This is a genomic window from Stutzerimonas sp. R40042 (assembly GCF_026642215.1).
In the GTDB taxonomy this organism is placed as follows: Bacteria; Pseudomonadota; Gammaproteobacteria; order Pseudomonadales; family Pseudomonadaceae; genus Stutzerimonas; species Stutzerimonas frequens.
The window spans coordinates 4,643,447-4,666,542 of the sequence record NZ_CP113258.1 but is presented as its reverse complement, the minus strand read 5'-3'; the positions used below and the strand labels follow the sequence as shown (position 1 = coordinate 4,666,542).

22 protein-coding genes are annotated in these 23,096 nt (G+C 61.9%); all 22 read left to right on the top strand.

Going from position 1 to position 23,096, the window contains the following annotated elements; translation table 11 throughout:
- Positions 1 to 506: 506 nt before the first annotated feature.
- The 22 genes from rpmH to OUY36_RS21865 all read left to right on the top strand — a co-directional run bounded on the left by rpmH (position 507) and on the right by OUY36_RS21865 (position 23,073).
- Positions 507 to 641, top strand: coding sequence for a 50S ribosomal protein L34 (rpmH, locus tag OUY36_RS21970; protein ID WP_003290924.1), 135 nt, complete (start codon positions 507 to 509; stop codon positions 639 to 641).
- 14 nt (positions 642 to 655) lie between these two features.
- Positions 656 to 1,051, top strand: a complete 396-nt coding sequence (gene rnpA / locus OUY36_RS21965; protein WP_063540256.1) for a ribonuclease P protein component — start codon at positions 656 to 658, stop codon at positions 1,049 to 1,051.
- The gene (gene yidD / locus OUY36_RS21960; protein ID WP_063540255.1) at positions 1,044 to 1,289 is read left to right on the top strand and encodes a membrane protein insertion efficiency factor YidD; all 246 of its coding nucleotides are present in this window, start codon (positions 1,044 to 1,046) and stop codon (positions 1,287 to 1,289) included. Before rnpA ends, yidD begins: the two co-directional genes overlap by 8 nt.
- Before the next feature lie 2 nt (positions 1,290 to 1,291).
- On the top strand, positions 1,292 to 2,962 hold the full coding sequence (yidC, locus tag OUY36_RS21955) for a membrane protein insertase YidC (protein WP_125867548.1): 1,671 nt from the start codon (positions 1,292 to 1,294) through the stop codon (positions 2,960 to 2,962).
- 72 nt (positions 2,963 to 3,034) lie between these two features.
- A complete protein-coding gene (gene mnmE / locus OUY36_RS21950; RefSeq protein WP_267936085.1) occupies positions 3,035 to 4,402 on the top strand; it encodes a tRNA uridine-5-carboxymethylaminomethyl(34) synthesis GTPase MnmE in 1,368 nt (455 codons plus the stop codon).
- A 500-nt stretch (positions 4,403 to 4,902) separates the two neighbouring features.
- Complete coding sequence (gene mnmG, locus OUY36_RS21945) at positions 4,903 to 6,795, top strand: tRNA uridine-5-carboxymethylaminomethyl(34) synthesis enzyme MnmG (RefSeq protein WP_267936083.1); 1,893 nt, start codon at positions 4,903 to 4,905, stop codon at positions 6,793 to 6,795.
- Positions 6,795 to 7,442, top strand: a complete 648-nt coding sequence (rsmG, locus tag OUY36_RS21940; protein ID WP_267936081.1) for a 16S rRNA (guanine(527)-N(7))-methyltransferase RsmG — start codon at positions 6,795 to 6,797, stop codon at positions 7,440 to 7,442. Before mnmG ends, rsmG begins: the two co-directional genes overlap by 1 nt.
- Positions 7,443 to 7,460: 18 nt before the next feature.
- Complete coding sequence (locus OUY36_RS21935) at positions 7,461 to 8,249, top strand: ParA family protein (protein ID WP_003303699.1); 789 nt, start codon at positions 7,461 to 7,463, stop codon at positions 8,247 to 8,249.
- A 9-nt stretch (positions 8,250 to 8,258) separates the two neighbouring features.
- Positions 8,259 to 9,131, top strand: coding sequence for a ParB/RepB/Spo0J family partition protein (locus OUY36_RS21930; protein ID WP_156246194.1), 873 nt, complete (start codon positions 8,259 to 8,261; stop codon positions 9,129 to 9,131).
- A gap of 133 nt (positions 9,132 to 9,264) precedes the next feature.
- A complete protein-coding gene (locus tag OUY36_RS21925) occupies positions 9,265 to 9,663 on the top strand; it encodes a F0F1 ATP synthase subunit I (protein ID WP_267936080.1) in 399 nt (132 codons plus the stop codon).
- Between the two features lie 14 nt (positions 9,664 to 9,677).
- Positions 9,678 to 10,550 carry a F0F1 ATP synthase subunit A gene (gene atpB / locus OUY36_RS21920; RefSeq protein WP_063540249.1) on the top strand — a complete coding sequence of 291 codons (873 nt, stop codon included), beginning with the start codon at positions 9,678 to 9,680 and terminating at the stop codon, positions 10,548 to 10,550.
- Between the two features lie 70 nt (positions 10,551 to 10,620).
- Entirely contained in the window at positions 10,621 to 10,848 is a 228-nt protein-coding gene (gene atpE, locus OUY36_RS21915; protein ID WP_003290909.1) for a F0F1 ATP synthase subunit C, read from the top strand.
- A gap of 92 nt (positions 10,849 to 10,940) precedes the next feature.
- Entirely contained in the window at positions 10,941 to 11,411 is a 471-nt protein-coding gene (locus tag OUY36_RS21910; protein WP_102839105.1) for a F0F1 ATP synthase subunit B, read from the top strand.
- Positions 11,412 to 11,423: 12 nt separating this feature from the next.
- A complete protein-coding gene (locus tag OUY36_RS21905) occupies positions 11,424 to 11,960 on the top strand; it encodes a F0F1 ATP synthase subunit delta (protein ID WP_011915194.1) in 537 nt (178 codons plus the stop codon).
- A 15-nt stretch (positions 11,961 to 11,975) separates the two neighbouring features.
- The gene (gene atpA, locus OUY36_RS21900) at positions 11,976 to 13,520 is read left to right on the top strand and encodes a F0F1 ATP synthase subunit alpha (protein ID WP_019405952.1); all 1,545 of its coding nucleotides are present in this window, start codon (positions 11,976 to 11,978) and stop codon (positions 13,518 to 13,520) included.
- A 50-nt stretch (positions 13,521 to 13,570) separates the two neighbouring features.
- A complete protein-coding gene (gene atpG, locus OUY36_RS21895; RefSeq protein ID WP_063540246.1) occupies positions 13,571 to 14,437 on the top strand; it encodes a F0F1 ATP synthase subunit gamma in 867 nt (288 codons plus the stop codon).
- Positions 14,438 to 14,467: 30 nt separating this feature from the next.
- A complete protein-coding gene (atpD, locus tag OUY36_RS21890; protein WP_003284839.1) occupies positions 14,468 to 15,844 on the top strand; it encodes a F0F1 ATP synthase subunit beta in 1,377 nt (458 codons plus the stop codon).
- Positions 15,845 to 15,918: 74 nt separating this feature from the next.
- Complete coding sequence (locus OUY36_RS21885) at positions 15,919 to 16,347, top strand: F0F1 ATP synthase subunit epsilon (RefSeq protein ID WP_003303687.1); 429 nt, start codon at positions 15,919 to 15,921, stop codon at positions 16,345 to 16,347.
- Positions 16,348 to 16,492: 145 nt separating this feature from the next.
- Positions 16,493 to 17,857, top strand: a complete 1,365-nt coding sequence (gene glmU, locus OUY36_RS21880) for a bifunctional UDP-N-acetylglucosamine diphosphorylase/glucosamine-1-phosphate N-acetyltransferase GlmU (protein ID WP_267936072.1) — start codon at positions 16,493 to 16,495, stop codon at positions 17,855 to 17,857.
- A gap of 117 nt (positions 17,858 to 17,974) precedes the next feature.
- Complete coding sequence (locus OUY36_RS21875) at positions 17,975 to 18,757, top strand: DeoR/GlpR family DNA-binding transcription regulator (RefSeq protein WP_267936070.1); 783 nt, start codon at positions 17,975 to 17,977, stop codon at positions 18,755 to 18,757.
- 2 nt (positions 18,758 to 18,759) lie between these two features.
- Positions 18,760 to 20,610: a glutamine--fructose-6-phosphate transaminase (isomerizing) gene (glmS, locus tag OUY36_RS21870; RefSeq protein ID WP_125867539.1), complete on the top strand. Its 1,851-nt coding sequence runs from the start codon at positions 18,760 to 18,762 to the stop codon at positions 20,608 to 20,610.
- A 501-nt stretch (positions 20,611 to 21,111) separates the two neighbouring features.
- A complete protein-coding gene (locus OUY36_RS21865) occupies positions 21,112 to 23,073 on the top strand; it encodes a methyl-accepting chemotaxis protein (protein WP_267936051.1) in 1,962 nt (653 codons plus the stop codon).
- Positions 23,074 to 23,096 lie beyond the last annotated feature (23 nt).

Here is a 23,096-nt window from a genome sequence, read left to right as displayed (position 1 = left end):
GGAAGCTCCTATCGACTCTGTCGAGGTAAGACGGCGGCCATTGTAGCTGTGCACCGGCTGGTTATCCACAAGAACCCGCCCCGTGCCACTGCGATTCCGCTTTACCAGACAGAATGCAAATCCATCCTGCAAGCCTGTTGATAACCCCGCATAAGGGCGGTGTTCAACCCTGTGGGAAAGCGATGAGCTATGTCCGCTGTGGATATATCCGGGTTTCATCCCCAGGCTGCACAGAGGCTCCCCACCCCTGCCGCACCGCTTTTCCACCTGGTTTGCAATCGCTGCAACCCTTGCTGCGTAGAGCCTGCAGAAAGGTATCCACAGATCGTGGTGGGTACATACATAAGCATTACATCTTAAGAGCTTATATTTCTTTTCTTTCTTATCTATTTTCTGGCTCGGCGGAACTGGTTGGAAATTGACCTGGCTGGACAGCTTCTCTACAATCGCCGGTCTCTTAAAAGGGGGCCATTCCGGCCCGCAATGGATCACCAGGTAATCGCACCATGAAACGCACTTTCCAACCCAGCACCATCAAGCGCGCTCGTACCCATGGCTTCCGTGCCCGCATGGCCACCAAGAACGGTCGTCAAGTTCTGTCCCGCCGTCGCGCCAAAGGCCGTAAGCGTCTGACCGTCTGATATCGGAACAGGTAGTGAGTCGGGGCTTCGGCCGGGAAAAGCGTCTGCTGACTCCCCGCCAATTCAAGGCAGTCTTCGACTCCCCTTCCGGTAAGGTGCCTGGCAGGAACGTCCTGCTGCTGGCACGCGAGAACGATCTGCAATACCCCCGCCTCGGGTTGGTGATCGGCAAGAAAAGCGTCAAGCTTTCGGTGGAACGTAACCGCATCAAGCGGCAGATACGGGAAACCTTTCGTCACCACCAACTGGAATTGGCGGGCTGGGACATCGTGATCATCGCCCGCAAGGGATTGGCTGATCTGGACAATCCCGAACTGGCGAAGCAGTTCGCCAAGCTCTGGAAGCGACTGTCACGCAACCCAGCCAAGGCCGCCGTCGAACCTGGAGCCGCCAACAGCACCCATGCGTAAATTGGCCATTGCTTCGATCAAGGTCTACCAGTACGCCATCAGTCCGATGATGGCCAGTCACTGTCGTTTCTATCCAAGCTGCTCCTGCTATGCACTAGAGGCCATCGAAACCCATGGTCTGTTGCGTGGCGGCTGGCTGAGCCTGCGCAGGTTGGGGCGTTGCCACCCGTGGAACCCTGGTGGCTACGATCCTGTGCCTCCTCACAACACTTCCAATTCATCTCCGATGGCCGAGTAACCATGGATATCAAACGCTCGATACTGCTCGTAGCTCTGGCAGTCGTTGCCTACCTGATGGTTCTTCAGTGGAACCAGGATTACGGTCAGGCAGCTTTGCCGACCGAAACCGCGCAAAGCCAGCCAGCCGCTCCGGCACTGCCGGACAGCCCGAGTGCGACGACCGAAGGCAATGCTGATGACGTCCCGGCCGTGGCCGGTCAGCAGCAAGCCAGCGCCCTGCCAGCCAGCGCACCGAGTAGTCAACTGATTCGGGTGCGCACCGACGTATTGGATCTGGCCATCGATCCGCGTGGCGGGGACATCGTCGAGCTGCATCTGCCGCAGTATCCTCGCCGTCAGGATCGGCCCGATGTGCCGTTCCAGCTGTTCGAGCGCAGCGGCGAGCGTACCTATGAAGCGCAGAGCGGCCTGATTGGCGATGGTCCGGACAAGGCCAGCGGCCGTCCGCAGTACAGCAGCGAGAAAACCGAGTATCGACTGGCCGAAGGGCAGGATGAGCTGGTTGTCGACCTGAACTACAGCGCCGATGGGGTCAACTACACCAAGCGCTTTACTCTGGAGCGAGGCAACTACGCGCTGAAGGTCAACTACCTGATCGACAACCAGAGTGAAAAGCCCTGGACCGGCTATCTGTTCGGCCAGCTCAAGCGCGACAACAGCGGCGACCCATCCTCGAGCACCGCCACCGGCACCGCCACTTATCTGGGTGCCGCGCTGTGGACCAAGGACGAGCCCTATCGCAAGGTCTCCATGGGCGACATGGATGAAAGCAACCTGCGCGAAAGCGTGCAGGGCGGCTGGATCGCCTGGCTGCAGCACTACTTCGTCACCGCCTGGATCCCGCAGGCGGACGACACCAACCAGGTGCAGACCCGCAAGGACAGCCAGGGCAACTACATCATCGGTTTCACCGGCCCGGCGGTCACCGTGCCGGCCGGTGCTCAGGGTGAGACCGGCGCCACGCTGTATGCCGGCCCGAAGAGCCAGGACAAACTGGAAGAGCTCTCGCCGGGTCTGCGTCTGACGGTCGACTACGGCATTCTCTGGTTCATCGCCCAGCCGATCTTCTGGCTGCTGGAAAATATCCACGCGCTGCTCGGCAATTGGGGCTGGTCGATCATCGTGCTGACCATCGTCATCAAGCTCGCCTTCTTCCCGCTCTCTGCCGCTAGTTACCGGTCGATGGCTCGCATGCGCGCGGTCTCACCGAAGATGCAGGCGCTGAAGGAACAGCATGGCGACGATCGCCAGAAGATGTCCCAGGCGATGATGGAGCTGTACAAGAAGGAAAAGATCAATCCGCTGGGTGGCTGCCTGCCGATCCTGGTGCAGATGCCGGTGTTCCTGGCGTTGTACTGGGTCCTGCTGGAAAGCGTCGAGATGCGCCAGGCGCCTTGGATGTTCTGGATCACCGACCTGTCGATCAAGGATCCGTTCTTCATTCTGCCGATCATCATGGGCGTGACCATGTTCATTCAGCAGCAGCTCAACCCGACTCCGCCGGACCCCATGCAGGCTCGGGTGATGAAGCTGTTGCCGATCATCTTCACCTTCTTCTTCCTCTGGTTCCCTGCCGGTCTCGTGCTGTACTGGGTGGTCAACAACGTCCTGTCCATCGCTCAGCAGTGGTACATTACCCGCAAGATCGAGGCCGCGGCGAAGCCCGCCTGACGCCTCAGATGCTCATGCACAACGCCCCTTGATTGGGGCGTTCTGCTATCTGCGATCCAGAAAGGAGGCCGCATGAATCCAGTTCGCGACACCATAGCCGCCGTCGCTACCGCCCCGGGGCGCGGAGGGGTCGGTATCGTCCGGGTCTCAGGGCCACGGGCCAAGGCCATCGCCATTACCCTGACCGGTCGTGAGCCAACACCACGGCATGCGCACTACGGTGGATTTCACGCAGACGATGGCGAGGTGATCGACGAGGGCTTGCTGCTGTTCTTTCCAGGCCCGCATTCGTTCACCGGTGAGGACGTACTCGAACTACAGGGGCATGGTGGCCCGGTTGTTCTGGACATGCTCCTGCAGCGCTGCGTCGAACTCGGCGTGCGTCTGGCTCGACCAGGCGAGTTCAGTGAGCGCGCCTTTCTCAACGACAAGCTGGATCTGGCCCAGGCCGAGGCAATCGCCGATCTCATCGAAGCGAGCTCGGCACAGGCAGCGCGCAACGCGGTGCGTTCGCTGCAGGGCGAATTCTCTCGCCGCGTGCACCAACTGACCGAGAAGTTGATTCAGCTACGTATCTACGTAGAAGCGGCGATCGATTTTCCTGAGGAAGAGATCGACTTCCTCGCCGATGGGCATGTCCTGGCGCAGCTGAATGCCGTGAGAGCAGAGTTATCCACAGTGCTGCGGGAGGCCGGCCAGGGTGCATTGCTGCGGGACGGGATGACGGTAGTGATCGCGGGACGCCCGAACGCCGGTAAATCCAGCCTGCTCAATGCACTCGCGGGCCGCGAGGCTGCGATTGTGACCGACATTGCCGGGACCACCCGCGACGTGCTGCGCGAACACATCCTCATCGATGGCATGCCGTTGCATGTCGTCGACACGGCCGGTCTGCGCGACACCGACGATCAGGTCGAGCGCATCGGCGTGCAACGTGCGCTCAACGCCATCGGCGAAGCGGACAGAGTGCTGCTGATGGTCGATGCCAGTGCACCTGAAGCGCTGGATCCCATGGCCCTCTGGCCGGAGTTTCTCGAGTTCAGCCCGGCACCGAACCGGGTGACGCTGATCCGAAACAAAGCCGATCTGAGCGGTGAGCCGATCGCGATTCGCTTTGACGACAGCGGACAGGCAACCCTGAGCCTGTGCGCCCGATCAGGTGAAGGGATCGAGCTGCTCCGCGAACACCTCAAGCAGTGCATGGGCTACGAGCAGACTTCTGAAAGCAGTTTCAGCGCTCGGCGCCGCCATCTGGACGCACTGCGTCTGGCCGACCAGTACCTGCAGCATGGGCATGCCCAACTGACACTGGCCGGCGCGGGCGAGTTGCTGGCCGAGGATCTGCGCCTGGCACAACAGGCGCTCGGCGAGATTACCGGAGCGTTCAGCTCGGACGACCTGCTCGGGCGAATCTTCTCCAGCTTCTGCATCGGTAAATGACTCAGAACGGGCGTTGATCACGCCCGCTTCACTTCCTTTCCCTTCACCCACAACTCACAACGTCGCGCTGTAGAAACCCAGCGCAGGCATTCGGCTGCCCGTGTGCCGTCAATGAGCCCTGTGGAAAAGCCCGCCTGAAGACAGTAGAAAAGTCATCTTAAAAGCGGGTGACAAATTCATGTGTGCATAACTAGACCTTTAATCCACAGGATGCGCGCCGCGTTCACACGGCTAACACCCAGCCGAAGCACAGGCTTATCCTTCCCTGGAGAACTAGAGCGACGCGGGCTTCAGAGGCTTATCCACAGAACGGTACTCCACCATACATAAACATAAAAATAAGCTTCTTATCTATTTCTTCTCTATTTCTATGTTTACCCACTGACGTACCTCCGTCGAATGGTTGGTCATTTTTTGCTCAGAGCCCTTCTTTAGCTCCGGCTAAATCCCTATACTTCGCGGTTTCCCAAACTCCCATCTAGACAGGCACGAGGTGCGTGGTGGACTTCCCTTCCCGTTTTGACGTGATCGTTATCGGCGGCGGCCATGCCGGCACCGAAGCTGCGCTGGCAGCGGCACGCATGGGCGTGAAGACCCTGCTGCTCAGCCACAACGTGGAAACCCTCGGCCAGATGAGCTGCAACCCTGCCATCGGTGGCATCGGCAAGAGTCATCTGGTCAAGGAAATCGACGCTCTGGGCGGCGCCATGGCGACCGCGACCGACAAGGGCGGCATCCAGTTTCGTGTGCTCAACAGCCGCAAGGGACCAGCCGTGCGTGCCACCCGTGCACAAGCTGACCGGGTGCTTTACAAGGCAGCCATTCGCGAAGCCTTGGAAAACCAGTCCAACCTGTGGATATTTCAGCAAGCGGCCGACGACCTGATCGTCGAGCAGAATGAGGTCCGTGGCGTCGTCACCCAGATGGGGCTGCGTTTCCTCGCCACGTCAGTGGTGCTGACCACAGGAACCTTTCTTGGCGGACTTATCCACATAGGTCTGCAGAATTATTCAGGCGGACGTGCAGGCGATCCGCCTTCGATCGCCTTGGCCAAGCGCTTGCGCGAGTTGCCGCTGCGCGTCGGCCGGCTGAAGACCGGCACACCGCCACGTATCGACGGCCGTTCGGTAGACTTTTCGCAGATGACCGAGCAACCTGGCGACACGCCGCTGCCGGTGATGTCCTTTCTCGGCAGCCGGGAGCAGCATCCGCCGCAGGTCAGCTGCTGGATCACCCACACCAACGCGCGTACTCACGAGATCATCGCCGCCAACCTTGATCGCTCGCCGATGTATTCCGGCGTGATCGAAGGCGTGGGACCGCGCTACTGCCCTTCGATCGAAGACAAGATTCATCGTTTTGCCGACAAGGACAGCCATCAGGTCTTCCTCGAGCCGGAAGGCCTGACGACTCACGAGCTTTATCCCAACGGCATCTCCACCTCGCTGCCGTTCGACGTGCAGTTGCAGATCGTGCAGAGCATCCGCGGCATGGAGAATGCGCACATCGTGCGGCCGGGCTACGCCATCGAGTACGACTATTTCGATCCGCGTGATCTCAAGTACAGCCTGGAGACCAAGGTCATTGGCGGGCTGTTCTTTGCCGGTCAGATCAATGGCACCACCGGTTACGAAGAAGCTGGCGCCCAGGGGCTGCTCGCGGGAGCCAACGCCGCCTTGCGCGCGCAGGGCAAGGACAGCTGGTGCCCGCGACGCGATGAGGCCTACCTCGGCGTGCTGGTCGATGACCTGATCACCCTCGGCACGCAGGAGCCGTATCGCATGTTCACCTCGCGCGCCGAGTACCGGCTGATCCTGCGCGAGGACAATGCCGACCTGCGCCTGACCGAGAAGGGCCGCGAGCTCGGGCTGGTGGACGACGCCCGCTGGGCGGCGTTCTGCGCCAAGCGCGAGGGCATCGAGCGCGAGGAACAGCGCCTGAAGAACAGCTGGGTGCGCCCGGGCACGCCGCAGGGCGATGCCATCGCCGAACGCTTCGGCAGTCCGCTGGCCCGCGAGTACAACCTGCTCAATCTGCTCGCTCGTCCCGAAATCGATTATCAGAGCCTGATCGAACTGACCGGGCCGGGCGAACCGGATCCTCAGGTCGCCGAGCAGGTCGAGATCAAGACCAAATACGCCGGTTACATCGAGCGGCAGCAGGACGAGATCGAGAAGCTGCGCGCCAGCGAGAGTGTCGCGCTGCCGGCAGATCTCGATTACGCGACCATCCCGGGGCTGTCCAAGGAAATCCAGCACAAGCTCGGCCAGGCTCGCCCCGAGACGCTTGGCCAGGCCTCACGTATTCCCGGGGTCACTCCCGCTGCGGTGTCTCTGCTGATGATCCACCTGAAGAAGCGCAGCGCCGGTCAGCAGCTGGAGCAGAGCGCCTGATGAGTCTGGTCAGCGAATCCCACGCCGAAGAACTCGTCCGCGGCGCAAGACAGCTCGGCATCCCGCTGGACGATCATCAGCAACAGTTGCTGCTGGCCTACCTGGCGCTGCTGATCAAGTGGAACAAGGCCTACAACCTGACCGCCGTCCGCGACCCGGACGAGATGGTGTCGCGGCACCTGCTCGACAGCCTGAGCGTGGTGCCCTTCGTCGCCGAAGGTGGGCGCAACTGGCTGGATGTCGGCAGCGGTGGCGGCATGCCTGGCGTGCCGCTGGCGATCATGTTCCCCGAGCTGGCCTTCACCCTGCTGGACTCGAACGGCAAGAAGACGCGCTTTCTCACCCAGGTGAAGCTGGAGCTGAAACTGACCAATCTCGAGGTGGTGCACAGCCGTGTCGAGCAGTTCCAGCCAGCCATCGCTTTCGACGGCATCACCTCGCGTGCCTTCAGCTCGCTGGAGGACTTTGCCAGCTGGACACGCCATCTGAGCGATACCGAAACGCGCTGGCTGGCGATGAAAGGCGTGCAGCCGGACGACGAGCTGCAGCGACTGCCAGCGGACTTCCGCCTCGATGCCTGTCACGTACTCAAGGTTCCCGGTTGCCAAGGCCAGCGCCATCTGCTGATACTGCGCCGCACTTCATGACCCGGACAGACACTGACCATGGCTAAAGTCTTCGCCATTGCCAACCAGAAAGGCGGTGTCGCCAAGACCACCACCTGTATCAACCTGGCCGCTTCGCTGGTTGCGACGCGCAGGCGCGTGCTGCTGATCGATCTCGATCCGCAGGGCAACGCCACCACCGGCAGCGGTGTGGACAAGCTCGGCCTGGAATACTCGATCTACGATGTGCTGATCGGCGAATGCAGCCTGGTTGATGCCATGCAGTTCTCCGAGCACGGTGGCTACCAGTTGCTGCCGGCCAACCGCGACCTGACCGCGGCCGAGGTGGCCCTTTTGAATCTGCCGGCCAAGGAAAAGCGCCTGCGCGAAGCGCTGGCGCCGGTCCGCGAAAACTACGACTACATCCTCATCGACTGCCCCCCGTCGCTGTCGATGCTGACCATCAATGCTCTGGCTGCATCGGACGGAGTGATCATCCCAATGCAGTGCGAGTACTACGCGCTCGAAGGGCTCACCGACCTGGTCAACTCGATCCAGCGCATCGGTCAGGCACTCAATCCGAGTCTGAAGATCGAAGGTCTGCTGCGCACCATGTACGACCCGCGCAGCAGCCTGACCAACGATGTCTCCGAGCAGCTCAAGGCGCATTTTGGCGACAAGCTCTACGACACCGTCATCCCGCGCAACGTCAGGCTCGCCGAGGCACCCAGCCACGGTATGCCGGCGCTGGTCTACGACAAGCAATCCAAGGGCGCACTGGCCTACCTGGCCCTGGCCGGAGAACTGTCGCGACGCCAGCGCCAGTCGGCGCGTGGCGCCCTCGCATAAGGACTACTCATGGCGACCAAGAAAAGAGGCCTAGGCCGCGGACTCGATGCCCTGCTCGGCGGCGCCAGTGTTTCGGCCATGCAGGAAGAGGCTGCCAAGGTCGATACCCGCGAACTCCAGCACCTGTCGCTGGAGCTGATCCAGCGCGGCAAGTACCAGCCGCGACGTGACATGGACCCGCAGGCACTGGAAGAGCTGGCACAGTCGATCAAGAACCACGGCGTGATGCAGCCGATCGTGGTGCGACCGCTGAGTGGTGGTCGCTACGAAATCATCGCCGGCGAGCGGCGCTGGCGGGCCAGCCAGCAGGCCGGGTTGGAGAAGGTGCCAGCGCTGGTTCGTGAGGTCCCGGACGAAGCGGCGATCGCCATGGCGCTGATCGAGAACATTCAGCGCGAAGATCTCAACCCGATCGAAGAGGCGGTGGCGCTGCAGCGTTTGCAGCAGGAGTTCCAGCTGACCCAGCAGCAGGTCGCCGATGCGGTCGGCAAGTCGCGTGTCTCCGTCAGTAATCTGCTGCGACTGATCGCCCTGCCGGACGAGATCAAGACGCTACTTGCCCATGGTGATCTGGAGATGGGCCATGCGCGCGCCTTGCTGGGTTTGCCGGGTGACCAACAGGTCGAGGGCGCGCGGCATGTTGTCGCACGTGGCCTGACGGTCCGCCAGACCGAGGCCCTGGTACGTCAGTGGCTGAGCGATAAGGAAAAGCCGAAGGCCGAGGTCAAGAGCGATCCGGACATCAGCCGCCTGGAACAGCGCCTTGCCGAACGGCTGGGCTCGCCGGTGCAGATCAAGCATGGGCAGAAGGGCAGGGGCCAACTGGTGATCCGCTACAGTTCACTGGACGAACTGCAGGGCGTTCTGGCGCACATTCGTTGATACAAAATCCATGTAGTGCCGGTCGGAAAATACTACCGGAGAGTTGAACCCCGGCTGGCCTGCTCCTATACTCGCCGCGCTTTTTTGACTGCGGACAATTATTTACGCGGCCCGCTGCAGCGATGGAAATCCGGTGAACATACGCAACAGAACACCCTTCCATCGTCTTCCGGCTTTTCGCGTATTGCTGATGCAGGCGATGGTCGTGGTTGCGACCGCTGTGTCATGTGGCCTGGTATTTGGTATGGTCGCCGGCTACTCCGCGCTGTGTGGCGGTCTGATTGCGCTGTTGGCGAACGTGTATTTCGCGTACAAGGCCTTTCGGTACTTTGGCGCACGTTCGACTCGGGCAATCATCCAGTCCTTCTGGTCTGGCGAGATGGGTAAACAGATTCTGGCAGCAGCGCTGTTTGCGTTGGTGTTCGTGGGAGTGAAGCCGCTGGACCCGATTGCCTTGTTTGCCGGCTATCTGCTGGTTCTGGGTGTCGGAGCAAGCGCGCTCCTGCTGATGAAAAACAATCCGAAGCATTGAGCATTGAGGCGTTTATGGCGAGTACCCCCGCTGAATATATCCAGCACCACCTGCAAAACCTCACCTACGGCAAGCTGCCGGCAGGTTACGAGCGTGCTGATGGCTCCGTTCTCGATCAGGCCACCTGGACCATCGCTCAGACGGGTCTGGAAGCTCGTGACATGGGCTTCATGGCCTTTCACCTGGATACCCTTGGCTGGTCGCTGCTGATGGGCGCCATCTTCATCCTGCTGTTCCGCAGCGCCGCCAAGTCTGCCACCGCCGGCGTACCGGGCAAGCTGCAAAACTTCGTCGAGATGTGCGTCGAGTTCGTCGAAGGCGTGGTCAAGGACACCTTCCATGGCCGCAACCCACTCATTGCTCCGCTGGCGCTGACCATCTTTGTCTGGGTGTTCCTGATGAACAGCCTGAAGTGGATCCCGGTCGACTACATTCCTGGCATCGCTGGGCTGCTCGGTCTGCCGGCCTTCAAGATCGTGCCGACCGCCGATCCCAACGGCACCTTCGGTCTGTCGCTCGGCGTGTTCATCCTCATCCTGTTCTACAGCGTCAAGGTCAAGGGTATCGGTGGTTTCAGCAAGGAACTGGCTTTCACCCCGTTCAACCACTGGTCGCTGATTCCGTTCAACCTGTTCCTGGAAATCCTCGGTTTGCTGACCAAGCCGCTCAGCCTCGCGCTGCGTCTGTTCGGCAACATGTATGCCGGTGAGGTGGTGTTCATCCTTATCGCGCTGCTGCCGTTCTACGTGCAGTGGACCCTGAATGTACCCTGGGCGATCTTCCACATCCTGGTGATCCCGCTTCAGGCGTTCATCTTCATGGTTCTGACCGTGGTGTACCTGAGTTCTGCTCATGAAGATCATGGGCACGCCGAGCTCACGCCGTAACAGCTGAACCGTTACAACCGTTTTGCTTTACCCAAGAAAACCTTAACCCCCTTAGCTTCAGGAGCTTTACATGGAACTCGTCTACATCGCCGCCTCCATCATGATCGGTCTGGGTGCCCTGGGCACCGGTATTGGCTTCGCCCTGCTGGGTGGCAAGCTGCTGGAATCCACTGCTCGTCAGCCGGAGCTGGCTCCTCAGCTGCAAACCAAGACCTTCCTGATGGCCGGCCTGCTCGACGCCGTACCGATGATCGGCGTTGGTATCGCGATGTACCTCATCTTCGTTGTCGCCGGTTAATCACTTTCCGGTTTGAGATGGGGTTCGCCGGGCGGACCCCGTCGCCGTGGAATGACTCCCGCGTTGAACGAGATAGCACGAGGTAAATCGCTGTGAACATTAACTTGACGCTGTTCGGTCAAACGCTCGCCTTCGCTATCTTCGTCTGGTTCTGCATGAAGCTCGTATGGCCGCCAATCACGGCAGCCATGGCAGCGCGCCAGAAGAAGATCGCCGAAGGACTGGATGCGGCAGGCCGTGCGCAGCAGGACCTGAAACTGGCTCAGGACAAGGTGTCCAACACTCTCCGCGAGACCAAGGAGCAGGCTGCCCAGATCATCGAGCAGGCGAACAAGCACGCCAATGCGATCATCGAGGAAGCCAAGCAGCAGGCACGTGCCGAAGGCGAGCGACTGGTCGCCGGCGCCCGCGCCGAGATCGAACAGGAAGTGAACCGTGCCAGGGACCAACTGCGCAGCCAGGTAGCGGCTCTTGCCGTCGCCGGTGCAGAGAAGATCCTGGAGTCCCAGGTGGACGCCAAGGTACACAACGAGCTGGTCGAAAAACTGGCCTCCCAACTCTAAGCGAGGCAAGCGATGATCAATACCCAGACGCTTGCTCGGCCTTACGCGAAAGCCGCTTTCGAGTTTGCCAGCGCCGCAGGACAGACCGATTCCTGGTCAAAAATGCTCAACCTGGCTGCCGTCGCTGTTGAAGTCCCAGAAGTCGCAGCGTTGCTGAACGACCCTCGTCTGACCAGCGAAAGCAAGGTCCAGGCGCTGGTACGTGTACTTGGTGACGATGCCGACGAGGCGTTCCGCAACTACGTTCAGACCCTTGGCGAAAACGATCGCCTGTCGGTCCTGCCGACCGTGTGGGAGCTGTACGAGGACATCAAGGCGCAAGCCGAGAAAACGCTCGAGGCAGAAGTTGAAACCGCCTTTGAGCTCAGCAACGCGCAACTCCAAACTTTGGCTGCCGCCCTGTCGAAGCGGCTAGATCGCACCGTCAACCTCCAGCAGGTCGTGAATCCTGCGCTGATCGGCGGCGTGTTGATTCGCGCCGGTGATGTGGTTGTCGACGGTTCGGTCCGCGGCAAACTGAGCCAGTTGGCCGAATCGTTGAAATCCTGATTTGAGGGTCATGGCATGCAGCAACTGAATCCTTCCGAGATTAGTGAAATCATCAAGCAGCGCATCGAGAAATCGAATGTCGCTGCTCAAGCCCGTAACGAGGGCACCGTCGTCAGCGTTTCTGACGGTATCGTACGCATCTACGGTCTGGCCGACGTCATGTACGGCGAAATGATCGAGTTCCCTGGCGGCATCTTCGGCATGGCACTGAACCTGGAGCAGGACTCCGTAGGTGCCGTGGTTCTGGGTAACTACCTGGGCCTGACCGAAGGCATGAGCGCCAAGTGCACCGGCCGCATCCTCGAAGTTCCGGTTGGTCCGGAACTGCTGGGTCGCGTGGTCGACGCGCTGGGTAACCCGATCGACGGCAAAGGCCCGATCAACGCTCAGGCGACTGATGCGGTCGAGAAAGTCGCACCGGGCGTGATCTGGCGTAAGTCGGTCGACCAGCCGGTACAGACCGGTTACAAGTCGGTCGACGCCATGATCCCGGTAGGCCGTGGCCAGCGTGAGCTGATCATCGGTGACCGTCAGATCGGCAAGACCGCCCTGGCCATCGACGCCATCATCAACCAGAAGAACAGTGGCATCCGCTGCGTCTACGTTGCCATCGGTCAGAAGCAGTCGACCATCGCCAACGTGGTGCGCAAGCTGGAAGAGCACGGTGCCCTGCAGAACACCATCGTGGTGGCTGCTTCGGCTTCCGAGTCCGCTGCGCTGCAGTACCTGGCTCCGTATGCCGGCTGCACCATGGGCGAATACTTCCGCGACCGCGGTGAAGACGCGCTGATCGTCTATGACGATCTGTCCAAGCAGGCCGTGGCCTACCGCCAGATTTCCCTGCTGCTGCGCCGTCCGCCGGGACGTGAAGCCTACCCGGGCGACGTGTTCTATCTCCACAGCCGTCTGCTGGAGCGCGCTTCCCGCGTTTCCGAAGAGTACGTCGAGAAGTTCACCAACGGCGCCGTGACTGGCAAGACCGGTTCCCTGACCGCTCTGCCGATCATTGAAACCCAGGCTGGCGACGTTTCCGCGTTCGTTCCGACCAACGTGATCTCCATCACCGACGGTCAGATCTTCCTGGAATCGGCCATGTTCAACGCAGGCATCCGTCCGGCCGTCAACGCCGGTATTTCGGTATCCCGCGTGGGTGGTGCGGCGCAGACCAAGATCGTCAAGAAGCTGTCCGGTGGTATCCGTACCGCACTGGCTCAGTACCGTGAACTGGCGGCATTCGCCCAGTTCGCTTCCGACCTCGACGAAGCGACCCGCAAGCAGCTGGAGCATGGTCAGCGCGTTACCGAGCTGATGAAGCAGAAGCAGTACGCGCCGATGTCCATCGCCGACATGTCCCTGTCCCTGTATGCCGCCGAGCGTGGCTATCTGGCGGACGTGGAAGTGGCCAAGGTTGGCGCCTTCGAGCAGGCCCTGATCGCCTTCTTCAACCGCGAGTTCGCCGACCTGATGGCGAAGATCAACGTGAAGGGCGACTTCAATGACGAAATCGACGCTGGCCTGAAGGCTGGTATCGAGAAGTTCAAGGCCACGCAAAGCTGGTAAGCCGCAGCGGGAGCCGCGAGGCTCCCGCCTGCTAACCCGATAGGTGTCAAATGGCAGGCGCAAAAGAGATTCGCAGCAAGATTGCGAGCATCAAAAGCACGCAGAAGATCACCAGCGCCATGGAAAAGGTGGCGGTCAGCAAGATGCGCAAGGCACAGATGCGCATGGCTGCCAGCCGCCCTTATGCGGAGCGGATCCGGCAGGTAATCGGCCATCTGGCCTACGCCAACCCGGAATACCGTCACCCGTTCATGGTGGAGCGTCCGGTCAAGCGTGTCGGCTATATCGTCGTGTCTACTGATCGTGGTCTGTGCGGTGGCCTGAACATCAACCTGTTCAAGGTCCTGATCAAGAACATGAAGGAGTGGCACGATCAGAAGGTCGAAGTCGACCTCTGCGTGATCGGCAACAAGGGCGCGAGCTTCTTCCGCAGCTTCGGCGGCAACGTCGTCGCGGCGATCGGCAACCTCGGCGAAGAGCCATCGATCAACGATCTGATCGGCAGTGTCAAGGTCATGCTGGACGGCTTCCACGAAGGCCGTATCGATCGCTTGTACCTGGTATCCAACAAGTTCATCAACACCATGACCCAGAAGCCCACGGTCGATCAGCTGCTGCCCCTGGCCGCAGACGAGAACGCCGAGCCGGTCAAGAAAGGTCAGTGGGACTACCTCTACGAGCCGGACGCCCAGCAGCTGCTGGATGCCCTGCTGGTTCGTTTCATCGAGTCCCAGGCCTATCAGGCGGTGGTTGAGAACGGCGCAGCCGAACAGGCCGCGCGGATGATTGCCATGAAGAACGCAACCGACAACGCCGGTGAGCTGATCAGCGACCTGCAACTGGTCTACAACAAGGCCCGTCAGGCTGCGATCACTCAGGAAATTTCGGAAATCGTCGGCGGCGCTGCCGCGGTTTAAGAACGGTTCAAATATTCAGAGGAACCAAACATGAGTAGCGGACGTATCGTTCAAATCATCGGCGCCGTTATCGACGTGGAATTTCCGCGCGATCTGGTACCGAACGTCTATGACGCACTGAAAGTTCAGGGCGCCGAGACCACCCTGGAAGTCCAGCAGCAGCTGGGTGACGGCATTGTCCGTACCATCGCCATGGGTTCGACCGAAGGCCTCAAGCGCGGCCTGGACGTCGTCAACACCGGCACCGGTATCTCCGTACCGGTCGGCAAGCAGACCCTGGGTCGCATCATGGACGTCCTGGGTAACCCCATCGACGAAGCCGGCCCGATCGGCGAAGAAGAGCGCTGGACCATTCACCGCGCTGCGCCGTCCTATTCCGAGCAGGCTGGTGGCAACGAGCTGCTGGAAACCGGCATCAAGGTTATCGACCTGGTTTGCCCGTTCGCCAAGGGCGGTAAGGTCGGTCTGTTCGGTGGTGCCGGTGTCGGCAAGACCGTAAACATGATGGAGCTGATCCGTAACATCGCGATGGAGCACAGCGGTTACTCCGTGTTCGCCGGTGTGGGTGAGCGTACTCGTGAAGGTAACGACTTCTATCACGAGATGAAGGACTCCAACGTTCTGGACAAGGTAGCCCTGGTGTACGGCCAGATGAACGAGCCGCCGGGAAACCGTCTGCGCGTTGCTCTGACCGGTCTGACCATGGCCGAGAAGTTCCGTGACGAAGGCCGTGACGTACTGTTGTTCGTCGACAACATCTACCGTTACACCCTTGCCGGTACCGAAGTGTCCGCCCTGCTGGGTCGTATGCCTTCGGCGGTAGGTTATCAGCCGACCCTGGCCGAAGAGATGGGCGTTCTGCAGGAGCGCATCACCTCCACCAAGAACGGTTCGATTACCTCCGTACAGGCCGTATACGTACCTGCGGACGACCTGACCGACCCGAGCCCGGCGACCACCTTCGCCCACCTCGACGCTACCGTCGTACTGTCGCGTGACATCGCCTCCCTGGGTATCTACCCGGCGGTCGATCCGCTCGACTCGACTTCGCGTCAGCTGGATCCGCTGGTCATTGGCCAGGAGCACTACGACACCGCTCGCGGCGTTCAGTACGTGCTGCAGCGCTACAAGGAGCTGAAGGACATCATCGCGATCCTCGGTATGGACGAACTGTCCGAGACCGACAAGCAGCTGGTATCCCGTGCTCGTAAGATCCAGCGCTTCCTGTCCCAGCCGTTCTTCGTGGCCGAAGTCTTCACTGGCTCGCCAGGCAAGTACGTGCCGCTGAAGGAAACCATCCGTGGTTTCTCCGGCATCCTCAATGGCGACTACGACCATTTGCCGGAACAGGCGTTCTACATGGTCGGCAGCATCGACGAAGCCATCGAGAAAGCCAAGAAACTGTAACTGGCGCGCCCGCTTGCGGGCGCCAACCAGCCTGACCCGCAGCTGCGGGTCAGGCTGATTACCGAGGCATGAACATGGCTATGACAGTGCATTGCGACATCGTCAGTGCGGAAGAAGAGCTGTTCTCGGGGCTGGTGGAAATGGTCGTCGCCCACGGCAACCTGGGTGACATCGGCGTTCTGCCGGGTCACGCGCCGCTGCTGACCGATCTCAAGCCGGGTCCGGTTCGAGTGATCAAGCAGGGTGGGGACGAGGAAATCTTCTACATCTCCGGCGGCTTCATCGAAGTCCAGCCGAACATGGTGAAGGTTCTCGCCGATACCGCTACCCGCGCCAAGGACATCGACGAAGCTGCCGCGCAGGCCGCCGTCAAGGCTGCCGAGAAGGCCCTGCACGAGAAGGGCGCTGAGTTCGATTATGGCTCCGCGGCCGCTCGCCTGGCCGAGGCTGCAGCCCAGCTGCGGACCATCGAGGCAATGCGCAAGAAGTACGGTCGTCACTGATCGACTCGCAACTTCATCGCGCACGAGTAAAAGGGTAGCCTTGGCTACCCTTTTTCTTTGTCTGCCATTTGTCGGCGCTGATACCAGCTGCACCCTGACTACCTACAGGTGAGCTGTCGGGCCGAACCCGTTCAGGAATCGCTTCATGTCCCTCGATATCGTCATTCTCGCCGCCGGTCAGGGCACCCGCATGCGTTCGGCACTGCCCAAGGTGCTGCATCCAGTCGCCGGCCAATCCATGCTCGGTCACGTCGTAAGCACGGCGCGCGCGCTGCAGCCGCGCAGTATTCAGGTGGTGATCGGCCACGGTGCCGAGCAGGTGCGCCAGCGGCTGGTCGGGGACGACCTTAACTACGTGGTTCAAGCCGAGCAGCTGGGTACCGGGCATGCGGTGGCCCAGGCGTTACCGAATCTGTCGGCCGAGCGCGTTCTGATCCTCTACGGCGATGTGCCGCTGATCGAGGCCGAGACCCTTCAGCGTTTGCTGCAAAAGGTCGGACCCGAGCAGCTGGCGCTGCTGACGGTGACCCTGGATGACCCGACTGGCTACGGCCGGATCGTCCGTGACGCGAACGGCGAAGTGCAGGCCATTGTCGAGCACAAGGATGCCAGCGCCGAGCAGAAGGCGATCCGCGAGGGCAACACCGGGATTCTCGCCGTACCGGGCAGCCGCATCGGCGAATGGCTTGGCCGCCTGTCCAACAGCAACGCTCAGGGCGAGTACTACCTCACCGACGTGATCGCCATGGCCGTGGCCGATGGGCTGCGGGTGGCCACCGAACAGCCACAGGACGCCATGGAGGTGCAGGGCGCCAATGACCGCATCCAGCTCGCCGAACTGGAGCGCCACTACCAGCTGCGTGCTGCGCGCCGGCTGATGGCCCAGGGCGTCACGCTGCGCGACCCGTCGCGTTTCGATCTGCGCGGCGAAGTGAGTGTCGGCCGGGACGTGCTCATCGACGTCAACGTGGTGCTCGAGGGCGAGGTGGTCATCGAGGATGATGTACAGATCGGCCCGAACTGCGTGATCAAGGACAGCACCCTGCGCCGCGGCGCTATCGTCAAGGCCAATTCCCATCTGGACGGTGCGGTGGTGGGCGAGGGCGCCGACTGCGGACCGTTCGCCCGGCTGCGTCCCGGCAGCACACTCGGTGCCAAGGCGCATGTGGGCAACTTCGTCGAGATGAAGAATGCGAGCCTCGGCGACGGCGCCAAGGCCGGTCATCTGAGCTACCTGGGCGACGCCGAGATCGGCGCGCGGACCAACATCGGCGCCGGGACAATCACCTGCAACTACGACGGCGCCAACAAGTTCAAGACGGTGATGGGCGAGGACGTGTTCATCGGCTCCAACAGCTCGCTGGTGGCGCCGCTGAATCTGGGCGACGGCGCCACTACCGGCGCCGGGTCGACCATCACTGCGGACGTTCCGGCGCATACCTTGGCACTCGGTCGCGGACGTCAGCGCAATATCGATGGCTGGCAGCGACCGGTGAAAAACAAATCCTGAGGAAAAAGGGCGTTGGCTGGATGGCGTGTGCCGACTTCCGGCTGCCGGGCAGGGCTTGCGATCGCCTCGGGCATATGTTTTGATTCGCGCCGTTAACTTTCGAATCGAAACATATAAATGTCGAAGCGCAATACACCACAACGTCGTCACGTCATCCTGGCGCTGCTCAACGAGCGCGGCGAGGTCAGCGTCGATGAGCTGTCGCGGCGCTTCGAGACGTCTGAAGTCACCATCCGCAAGGACCTCGCCGCCCTGGAAAAGAATGGCCTGCTGCTGCGCCGCTACGGCGGTGCGGTCTCGCTGCCGCAGGAGCTGATCGGCGACACTGCACAGCCCGTCTCGCCCTACAAGCAGGCGATCGCCCGCGCGGCTGTCGGCTGCATTCGCGAGCACGCGCGGATCATCATCGACAGCGGCACCACCACCGCGGCGATGATCCCTCAGCTCGGCTACAAGCACGGGCTGGTGGTGATGACCAATTCGCTGAACGTGGTCAATGCCCTGCGCGAGCTGGAGCACGAGCCGGTGCTGCTGATGACCGGCGGCACCTGGGACCCGCACTCGGAGTCCTTCCAGGGCCAGGTGGCCGAACAGGTGCTGCGGTCCTATGACTTCGACCAGCTGTTCATCGGCGCCGACGGCATCGACCTGGAGCGCGGTACCACCACCTTCAACGAGCTGCTTGGGCTGTCGCGGGTGATGGCCGATGCCGCACGCGAGGTCATCGTGCTTGCCGAGGCCGACAAGATCGGCCGGCGCATCCCCAATCTCGAGCTGCCCTGGAGCAGCGTGCACACCCTGATCACCGATGAGCGCCTCAGCGACGAGGCGCGCACCAGCATCCTGGCCCGCGGCGTGAAGCTGATCTGCGTGGCCATCGAACCCCATTTGGAGACCTGAGTATGTGTGGCATCGTTGGCGCCGTCGCCGAACGCAACATCACCGCGATCCTTCTCGAAGGCCTCAAGCGCCTGGAATACCGTGGCTATGACAGTGCCGGCGTTGCCGTGCTGGACGAGAACGGCACACTCGAGCGCCTGCGCCGCAACGGCAAGGTTGCCGAACTGGAGCAGGCTCAGCAGCAGACGCAGCTGGCCGGCCGCCTGGGCATCGCTCACACCCGCTGGGCCACCCATGGCGCGCCCTGCGAGCGCAATGCCCATCCGCATTTTTCCGGTGATGATCTGGCGGTGGTGCATAACGGCATCATCGAGAACCACGAGGCGTTGCGCGCTCGGCTCAAGGAGATGGGTTACGTATTCGTCTCGGATACCGACACCGAAGTCATCGTCCATCTGCTACATCACAAGCTCGATTCGCTCGGCGACCTCACGGCTGCACTGAAGGCAGCGGTCAAGGAACTGCATGGCGCCTATGGTCTGGCAGTGATCAGCGCCAAACAGCCGGATCGCCTGCTCGCCGCACGCAGCGGCAGCCCGCTGGTGATCGGTCTGGGCCTGGGCGAAAACTTCCTCGCCTCCGACCAGCTGGCACTGCGGCAGGTCACCGACCGCTTCATGTATCTGGAAGAGGGCGATATCGCCGAGATTCGCCGTGACGCCGTGCAGGTTTGGGATGTCGATGGCCAGCCGGTGAAGCGCGAGGCCGTGCAGTATCACGAAGGCGCCGAGGCGGCGGACAAGGGCGAATACCGCCACTTCATGCTCAAGGAGATTCACGAGCAGCCCAAGGTCGTGCAGCGCACCCTGGAAGGCCGTCTGGGCGATCGTCAGGTGCTGGTCGAGGCCTTCGGTCCGCAGGCCGGCGAGCTGTTCGCCAAGGTCCGCAACGTGCAGATCGTCGCCTGCGGCACCAGCTATCACGCCGGCATGGTGGCGCGTTACTGGCTGGAAGAACTGGCCGGCATTCCCTGCCAGGTCGAAGTCGCCAGCGAGTTCCGTTACCGCAAGGTGGTGGTGCAGCCGGACACCCTGTTCGTCACCATTTCACAGTCCGGCGAGACGGCCGACACCCTGGCGGCGCTGCGCAACGCCAAGCAGCTGGCCAGCGGCGAGGGCGGCTATCTCGCCAGCCTGGCCATCTGCAACGTCGGCATCAGCTCACTGGTACGCGAGTCGGACCTGACCCTGCTGACCCAGGCCGGGCCGGAAATCGGCGTCGCCTCGACCAAGGCGTTCACCACCCAGCTGGTCGGGCTGATGCTGCTGACACTCGCCCTGGGCCACGTCCGCGGCACCTTGAGCGCGGCCCGCGAAGCGGAGCTGGTCGACGAACTGCGGCGGCTGCCGACCCGCCTGGGCGAGGCGCTGGCCATGGATGCCACGGTGGAGAAGATCGCCGAGCATTTCGCCGAGAAGCACCACACGCTGTTCCTCGGTCGCGGCGCGCAGTACCCGGTGGCGATGGAAGGCGCGCTCAAGCTCAAGGAGATCTCCTACATCCACGCCGAGGCCTATCCGGCTGGTGAACTCAAGCACGGCCCGCTGGCGCTGGTGGATGCCGACATGCCGGTGGTCACCGTGGCGCCGAACAACGAGTTGCTGGAGAAGCTCAAGTCGAACCTGCAGGAAGTGCGCGCCCGTGGCGGCGAGCTGATCGTCTTTGCCGATCGCGAGGCGGGTTTCGACAATGGCGAGGGCATCTTCCTGGTGAACATGCCGCACATCCACGATGCGCTGGCGCCGATCCTCTACACCCTGCCGTTGCAGCTGCTGTCGTACTACGTCGCCGTGCTGCGCGGCACCGACGTCGACCAGCCGCGCAATCTGGCCAAGTCGGTAACGGTGGAGTAATACCGACCTCGCAGGGTTCTCGGCGTCGTCGTCGGTATTGATGACGACGCCGTGGTCGCCGCCGCCATTGGCCGGCCTGGCTCCTGGCAGCAGGTCTCCTCAGCGATTTCTCGGCGAGCGCGCCAGCCGTTCGCGGATGATCGCGAACATCCCTTCCTGCTGTCACAGTCCACGTCCGGGTGAGCATTGCCAGGCGCAACTCCATGGATGTGTGAACGCATGGCTGCGCTGCGTCGCTCAGCCGGCAGATCGCAATAGCGCGTTGCCAGGTGATTTCCGCCTTCGGCAAGCCTGTGCAAGCAGGGGCTGAGCGTCGTCGTAGCCCGTTCGTCGGCTAGCCGCTCGCCGCCCTCACGAGACCCTTTCAGCACCCGATACAGAGGCCAAATTCATAACCTCTGTGACTACCCGATTCGTTCGCTACTGGCCTTCGAATTCGAGCAGAAGATGCCTTGCACTACCCAAGCCCCAGTCAGGTCAGCTGGGGCCCCGAGGTGCCACATGCTGAAAAACATCTCCTTGAGCCGGAAACTGATTCTGATCGTACTCGCGCCCCTGTTGGGGTTTCTCTGGCTCGGAACGCTGTACGTCAATGAAAGCTACAAGACGTTGCGGCAGATGGAGTACACCGTCGAGGCCAGCTCTGCGGCGCAGCAGGTGAGTCAGCTGATCACCACCCTGCAGCGTGAGCGTGGCGCAAGCGGTGTGTTCCTCGGCAGCCAGGGACGGCTCATGAGCCGGCGGCTGCCGGGCCTGCGTCAGGCGACGGACGAAGCCTCCAACGCCGTTGCAACACTGGCGCTGAAAGACGACGCCCAGCTGGCCAGCGCCTTGCTCGCGCTGAACGAACTGCGCGGCACCCGAGCGCAGATCGACAGTTTCGCGATCAGCAACGTGGAGTCCGGCGCGCGCTTCACCGGCATCATCAAATCACTGATCGGTTTCACCCACGCGCTTGAAGCGCGCGTCGAGGATGCCGAGCTGGCGCGGGCGCTGAGCGGGCTCAACCAGTTCATCGAGATGAAAGAACGCGCCGGCCGTGAGCGCGCCATGCTCGGTGTAGTGTTCGGCCAGGACCGGTTCGATGCCACGTTGCTGGCTTCATTCAGCCGCAACCTCGGCGAGTTCACCGCCTACCTGGACGGCTTTCGGCGTACGGCAGCTGAGCGTCTCGTCGGCCTGCTCGACCAGCAGATGCAGCAGGGCAGTGCACAGGAAGTCGCCCGACTGCAGCGTCTGGCCTTCGACGTACCGATCGGCCAGAGCCTCGGTGTGGACAGCGAAACCTGGTTCGAGACGGCCACCAGCCGGATCGATCTGATGGGCGAGGTGGAACGCCAGCTGGCCGAGCATGTGGGCGAGCTCGCAGCCGCCTCGCGCGATGAAGCACGCAGCGCCCTGTGGATGACTCTGACAGCGGTGATCGTCGCCCTTGTTGCAGTCACGGTGTTGTCGTTGCTGATCATCCGCAACATCAAGACGGCGGTACATGAGGTCAATCACGCCCTGCTGGCGCTTTCCGCACGAGACCTCACCGCCAAGGCCGACTACCAGGGGCGCGACGAATTCGGCGAGATCGCGAGTAACCTCAATGTCATGGCCGGTGAGCTGCAGCAGATCGTCAGGGAGATAGGCAGCGCCACGGCACAGGTCGCGACGGCCGCGGAAGAGTCGTCGGCGGTGACGGTGCAGACCAGCGCCAGCATCGATCGCCAGCGGCAGGGAACCGAGCTGGTGGTGACCGCGATCAACGAGATGAGCGCGACGGTGCGCGATGTGGCGCGCAGCACCAGCGATGCCGCCGAACTGTCCCAGCGGCTGAACACGAACGCTGCACAGGGCCGCGCCGAAGTGCAGGACACCATCGACCTGATCCGTCAGCTGTCGGATCAGGCCGACCAGACCGCGCAGATCATCGAGAACCTGAAGCAGGAAAGCGATTCGATCTCCTCGGTATTGGACGTGATCCGTGGCATCGCCGACCAGACCAACCTGCTGGCGCTCAATGCCGCCATCGAAGCGGCACGCGCCGGTGATCACGGGCGCGGCTTCGCCGTGGTGGCGACGGAAGTGCGCATGCTGGCGCAGAAGACCCAGGAGTCGACCGGCAGCATCCAGACAATGATCGGCAACCTGCAGACCGGCGCTGACCGCGCGGCGCGCTCCATGCAGGACACCCTGAGCAAGGCACAGGCGGGCTCCAGCAACATTGGCCGCACCGGCGAGCTGCTCGAGGAGATCGCCGCAGGGGTCGCCGCGATCAGTGACCGCAACATCCAGATCGCTACCGCGGCGGAGGAACAGAGCGCTGTTGCCGAGGACATCAACCGCAACGTCGTGGAGATCAACGACGTCGCCATCCAGGTCAGCGCCGGAGCCGAACAGACCGCCATGACCAGCCTGGAGCTGGCGCGCCTGGCCGAGCAACAGCAGCAGCTGGTCGGTCGCTTCAGGGTCGCCTGACCGGTTTTCAGCCGAACAAGGCA

What these genes read in the sequence shown, in the direction of transcription:
- yidD (WP_063540255.1), top strand. Translation starts at nt 1,044, where the DNA reads ATGCGTAAATTGGCCATTGCTTCGATCAAGGTCTACCAGTACGCCATC.
- glmS (WP_125867539.1), top strand. Translation starts at nt 18,760, where the DNA reads ATGTGTGGCATCGTTGGCGCCGTCGCCGAACGCAACATCACCGCGATC.
- atpG (WP_063540246.1), top strand. Translation starts at nt 13,571, where the DNA reads ATGGCAGGCGCAAAAGAGATTCGCAGCAAGATTGCGAGCATCAAAAGC.
- OUY36_RS21865 (WP_267936051.1), top strand. Translation starts at nt 21,112, where the DNA reads ATGCTGAAAAACATCTCCTTGAGCCGGAAACTGATTCTGATCGTACTC.
- OUY36_RS21885 (WP_003303687.1), top strand. Translation starts at nt 15,919, where the DNA reads ATGGCTATGACAGTGCATTGCGACATCGTCAGTGCGGAAGAAGAGCTG.
- mnmE (WP_267936085.1), top strand. Translation starts at nt 3,035, where the DNA reads ATGAATCCAGTTCGCGACACCATAGCCGCCGTCGCTACCGCCCCGGGG.
- atpE (WP_003290909.1), top strand. Translation starts at nt 10,621, where the DNA reads ATGGAACTCGTCTACATCGCCGCCTCCATCATGATCGGTCTGGGTGCC.
- atpD (WP_003284839.1), top strand. Translation starts at nt 14,468, where the DNA reads ATGAGTAGCGGACGTATCGTTCAAATCATCGGCGCCGTTATCGACGTG.
- OUY36_RS21930 (WP_156246194.1), top strand. Translation starts at nt 8,259, where the DNA reads ATGGCGACCAAGAAAAGAGGCCTAGGCCGCGGACTCGATGCCCTGCTC.
- rsmG (WP_267936081.1), top strand. Translation starts at nt 6,795, where the DNA reads ATGAGTCTGGTCAGCGAATCCCACGCCGAAGAACTCGTCCGCGGCGCA.
- atpB (WP_063540249.1), top strand. Translation starts at nt 9,678, where the DNA reads ATGGCGAGTACCCCCGCTGAATATATCCAGCACCACCTGCAAAACCTC.
- yidC (WP_125867548.1), top strand. Translation starts at nt 1,292, where the DNA reads ATGGATATCAAACGCTCGATACTGCTCGTAGCTCTGGCAGTCGTTGCC.
- glmU (WP_267936072.1), top strand. Translation starts at nt 16,493, where the DNA reads ATGTCCCTCGATATCGTCATTCTCGCCGCCGGTCAGGGCACCCGCATG.
- rpmH (WP_003290924.1), top strand. Translation starts at nt 507, where the DNA reads ATGAAACGCACTTTCCAACCCAGCACCATCAAGCGCGCTCGTACCCAT.
- OUY36_RS21875 (WP_267936070.1), top strand. Translation starts at nt 17,975, where the DNA reads ATGTCGAAGCGCAATACACCACAACGTCGTCACGTCATCCTGGCGCTG.
- OUY36_RS21905 (WP_011915194.1), top strand. Translation starts at nt 11,424, where the DNA reads ATGATCAATACCCAGACGCTTGCTCGGCCTTACGCGAAAGCCGCTTTC.
- atpA (WP_019405952.1), top strand. Translation starts at nt 11,976, where the DNA reads ATGCAGCAACTGAATCCTTCCGAGATTAGTGAAATCATCAAGCAGCGC.
- OUY36_RS21935 (WP_003303699.1), top strand. Translation starts at nt 7,461, where the DNA reads ATGGCTAAAGTCTTCGCCATTGCCAACCAGAAAGGCGGTGTCGCCAAG.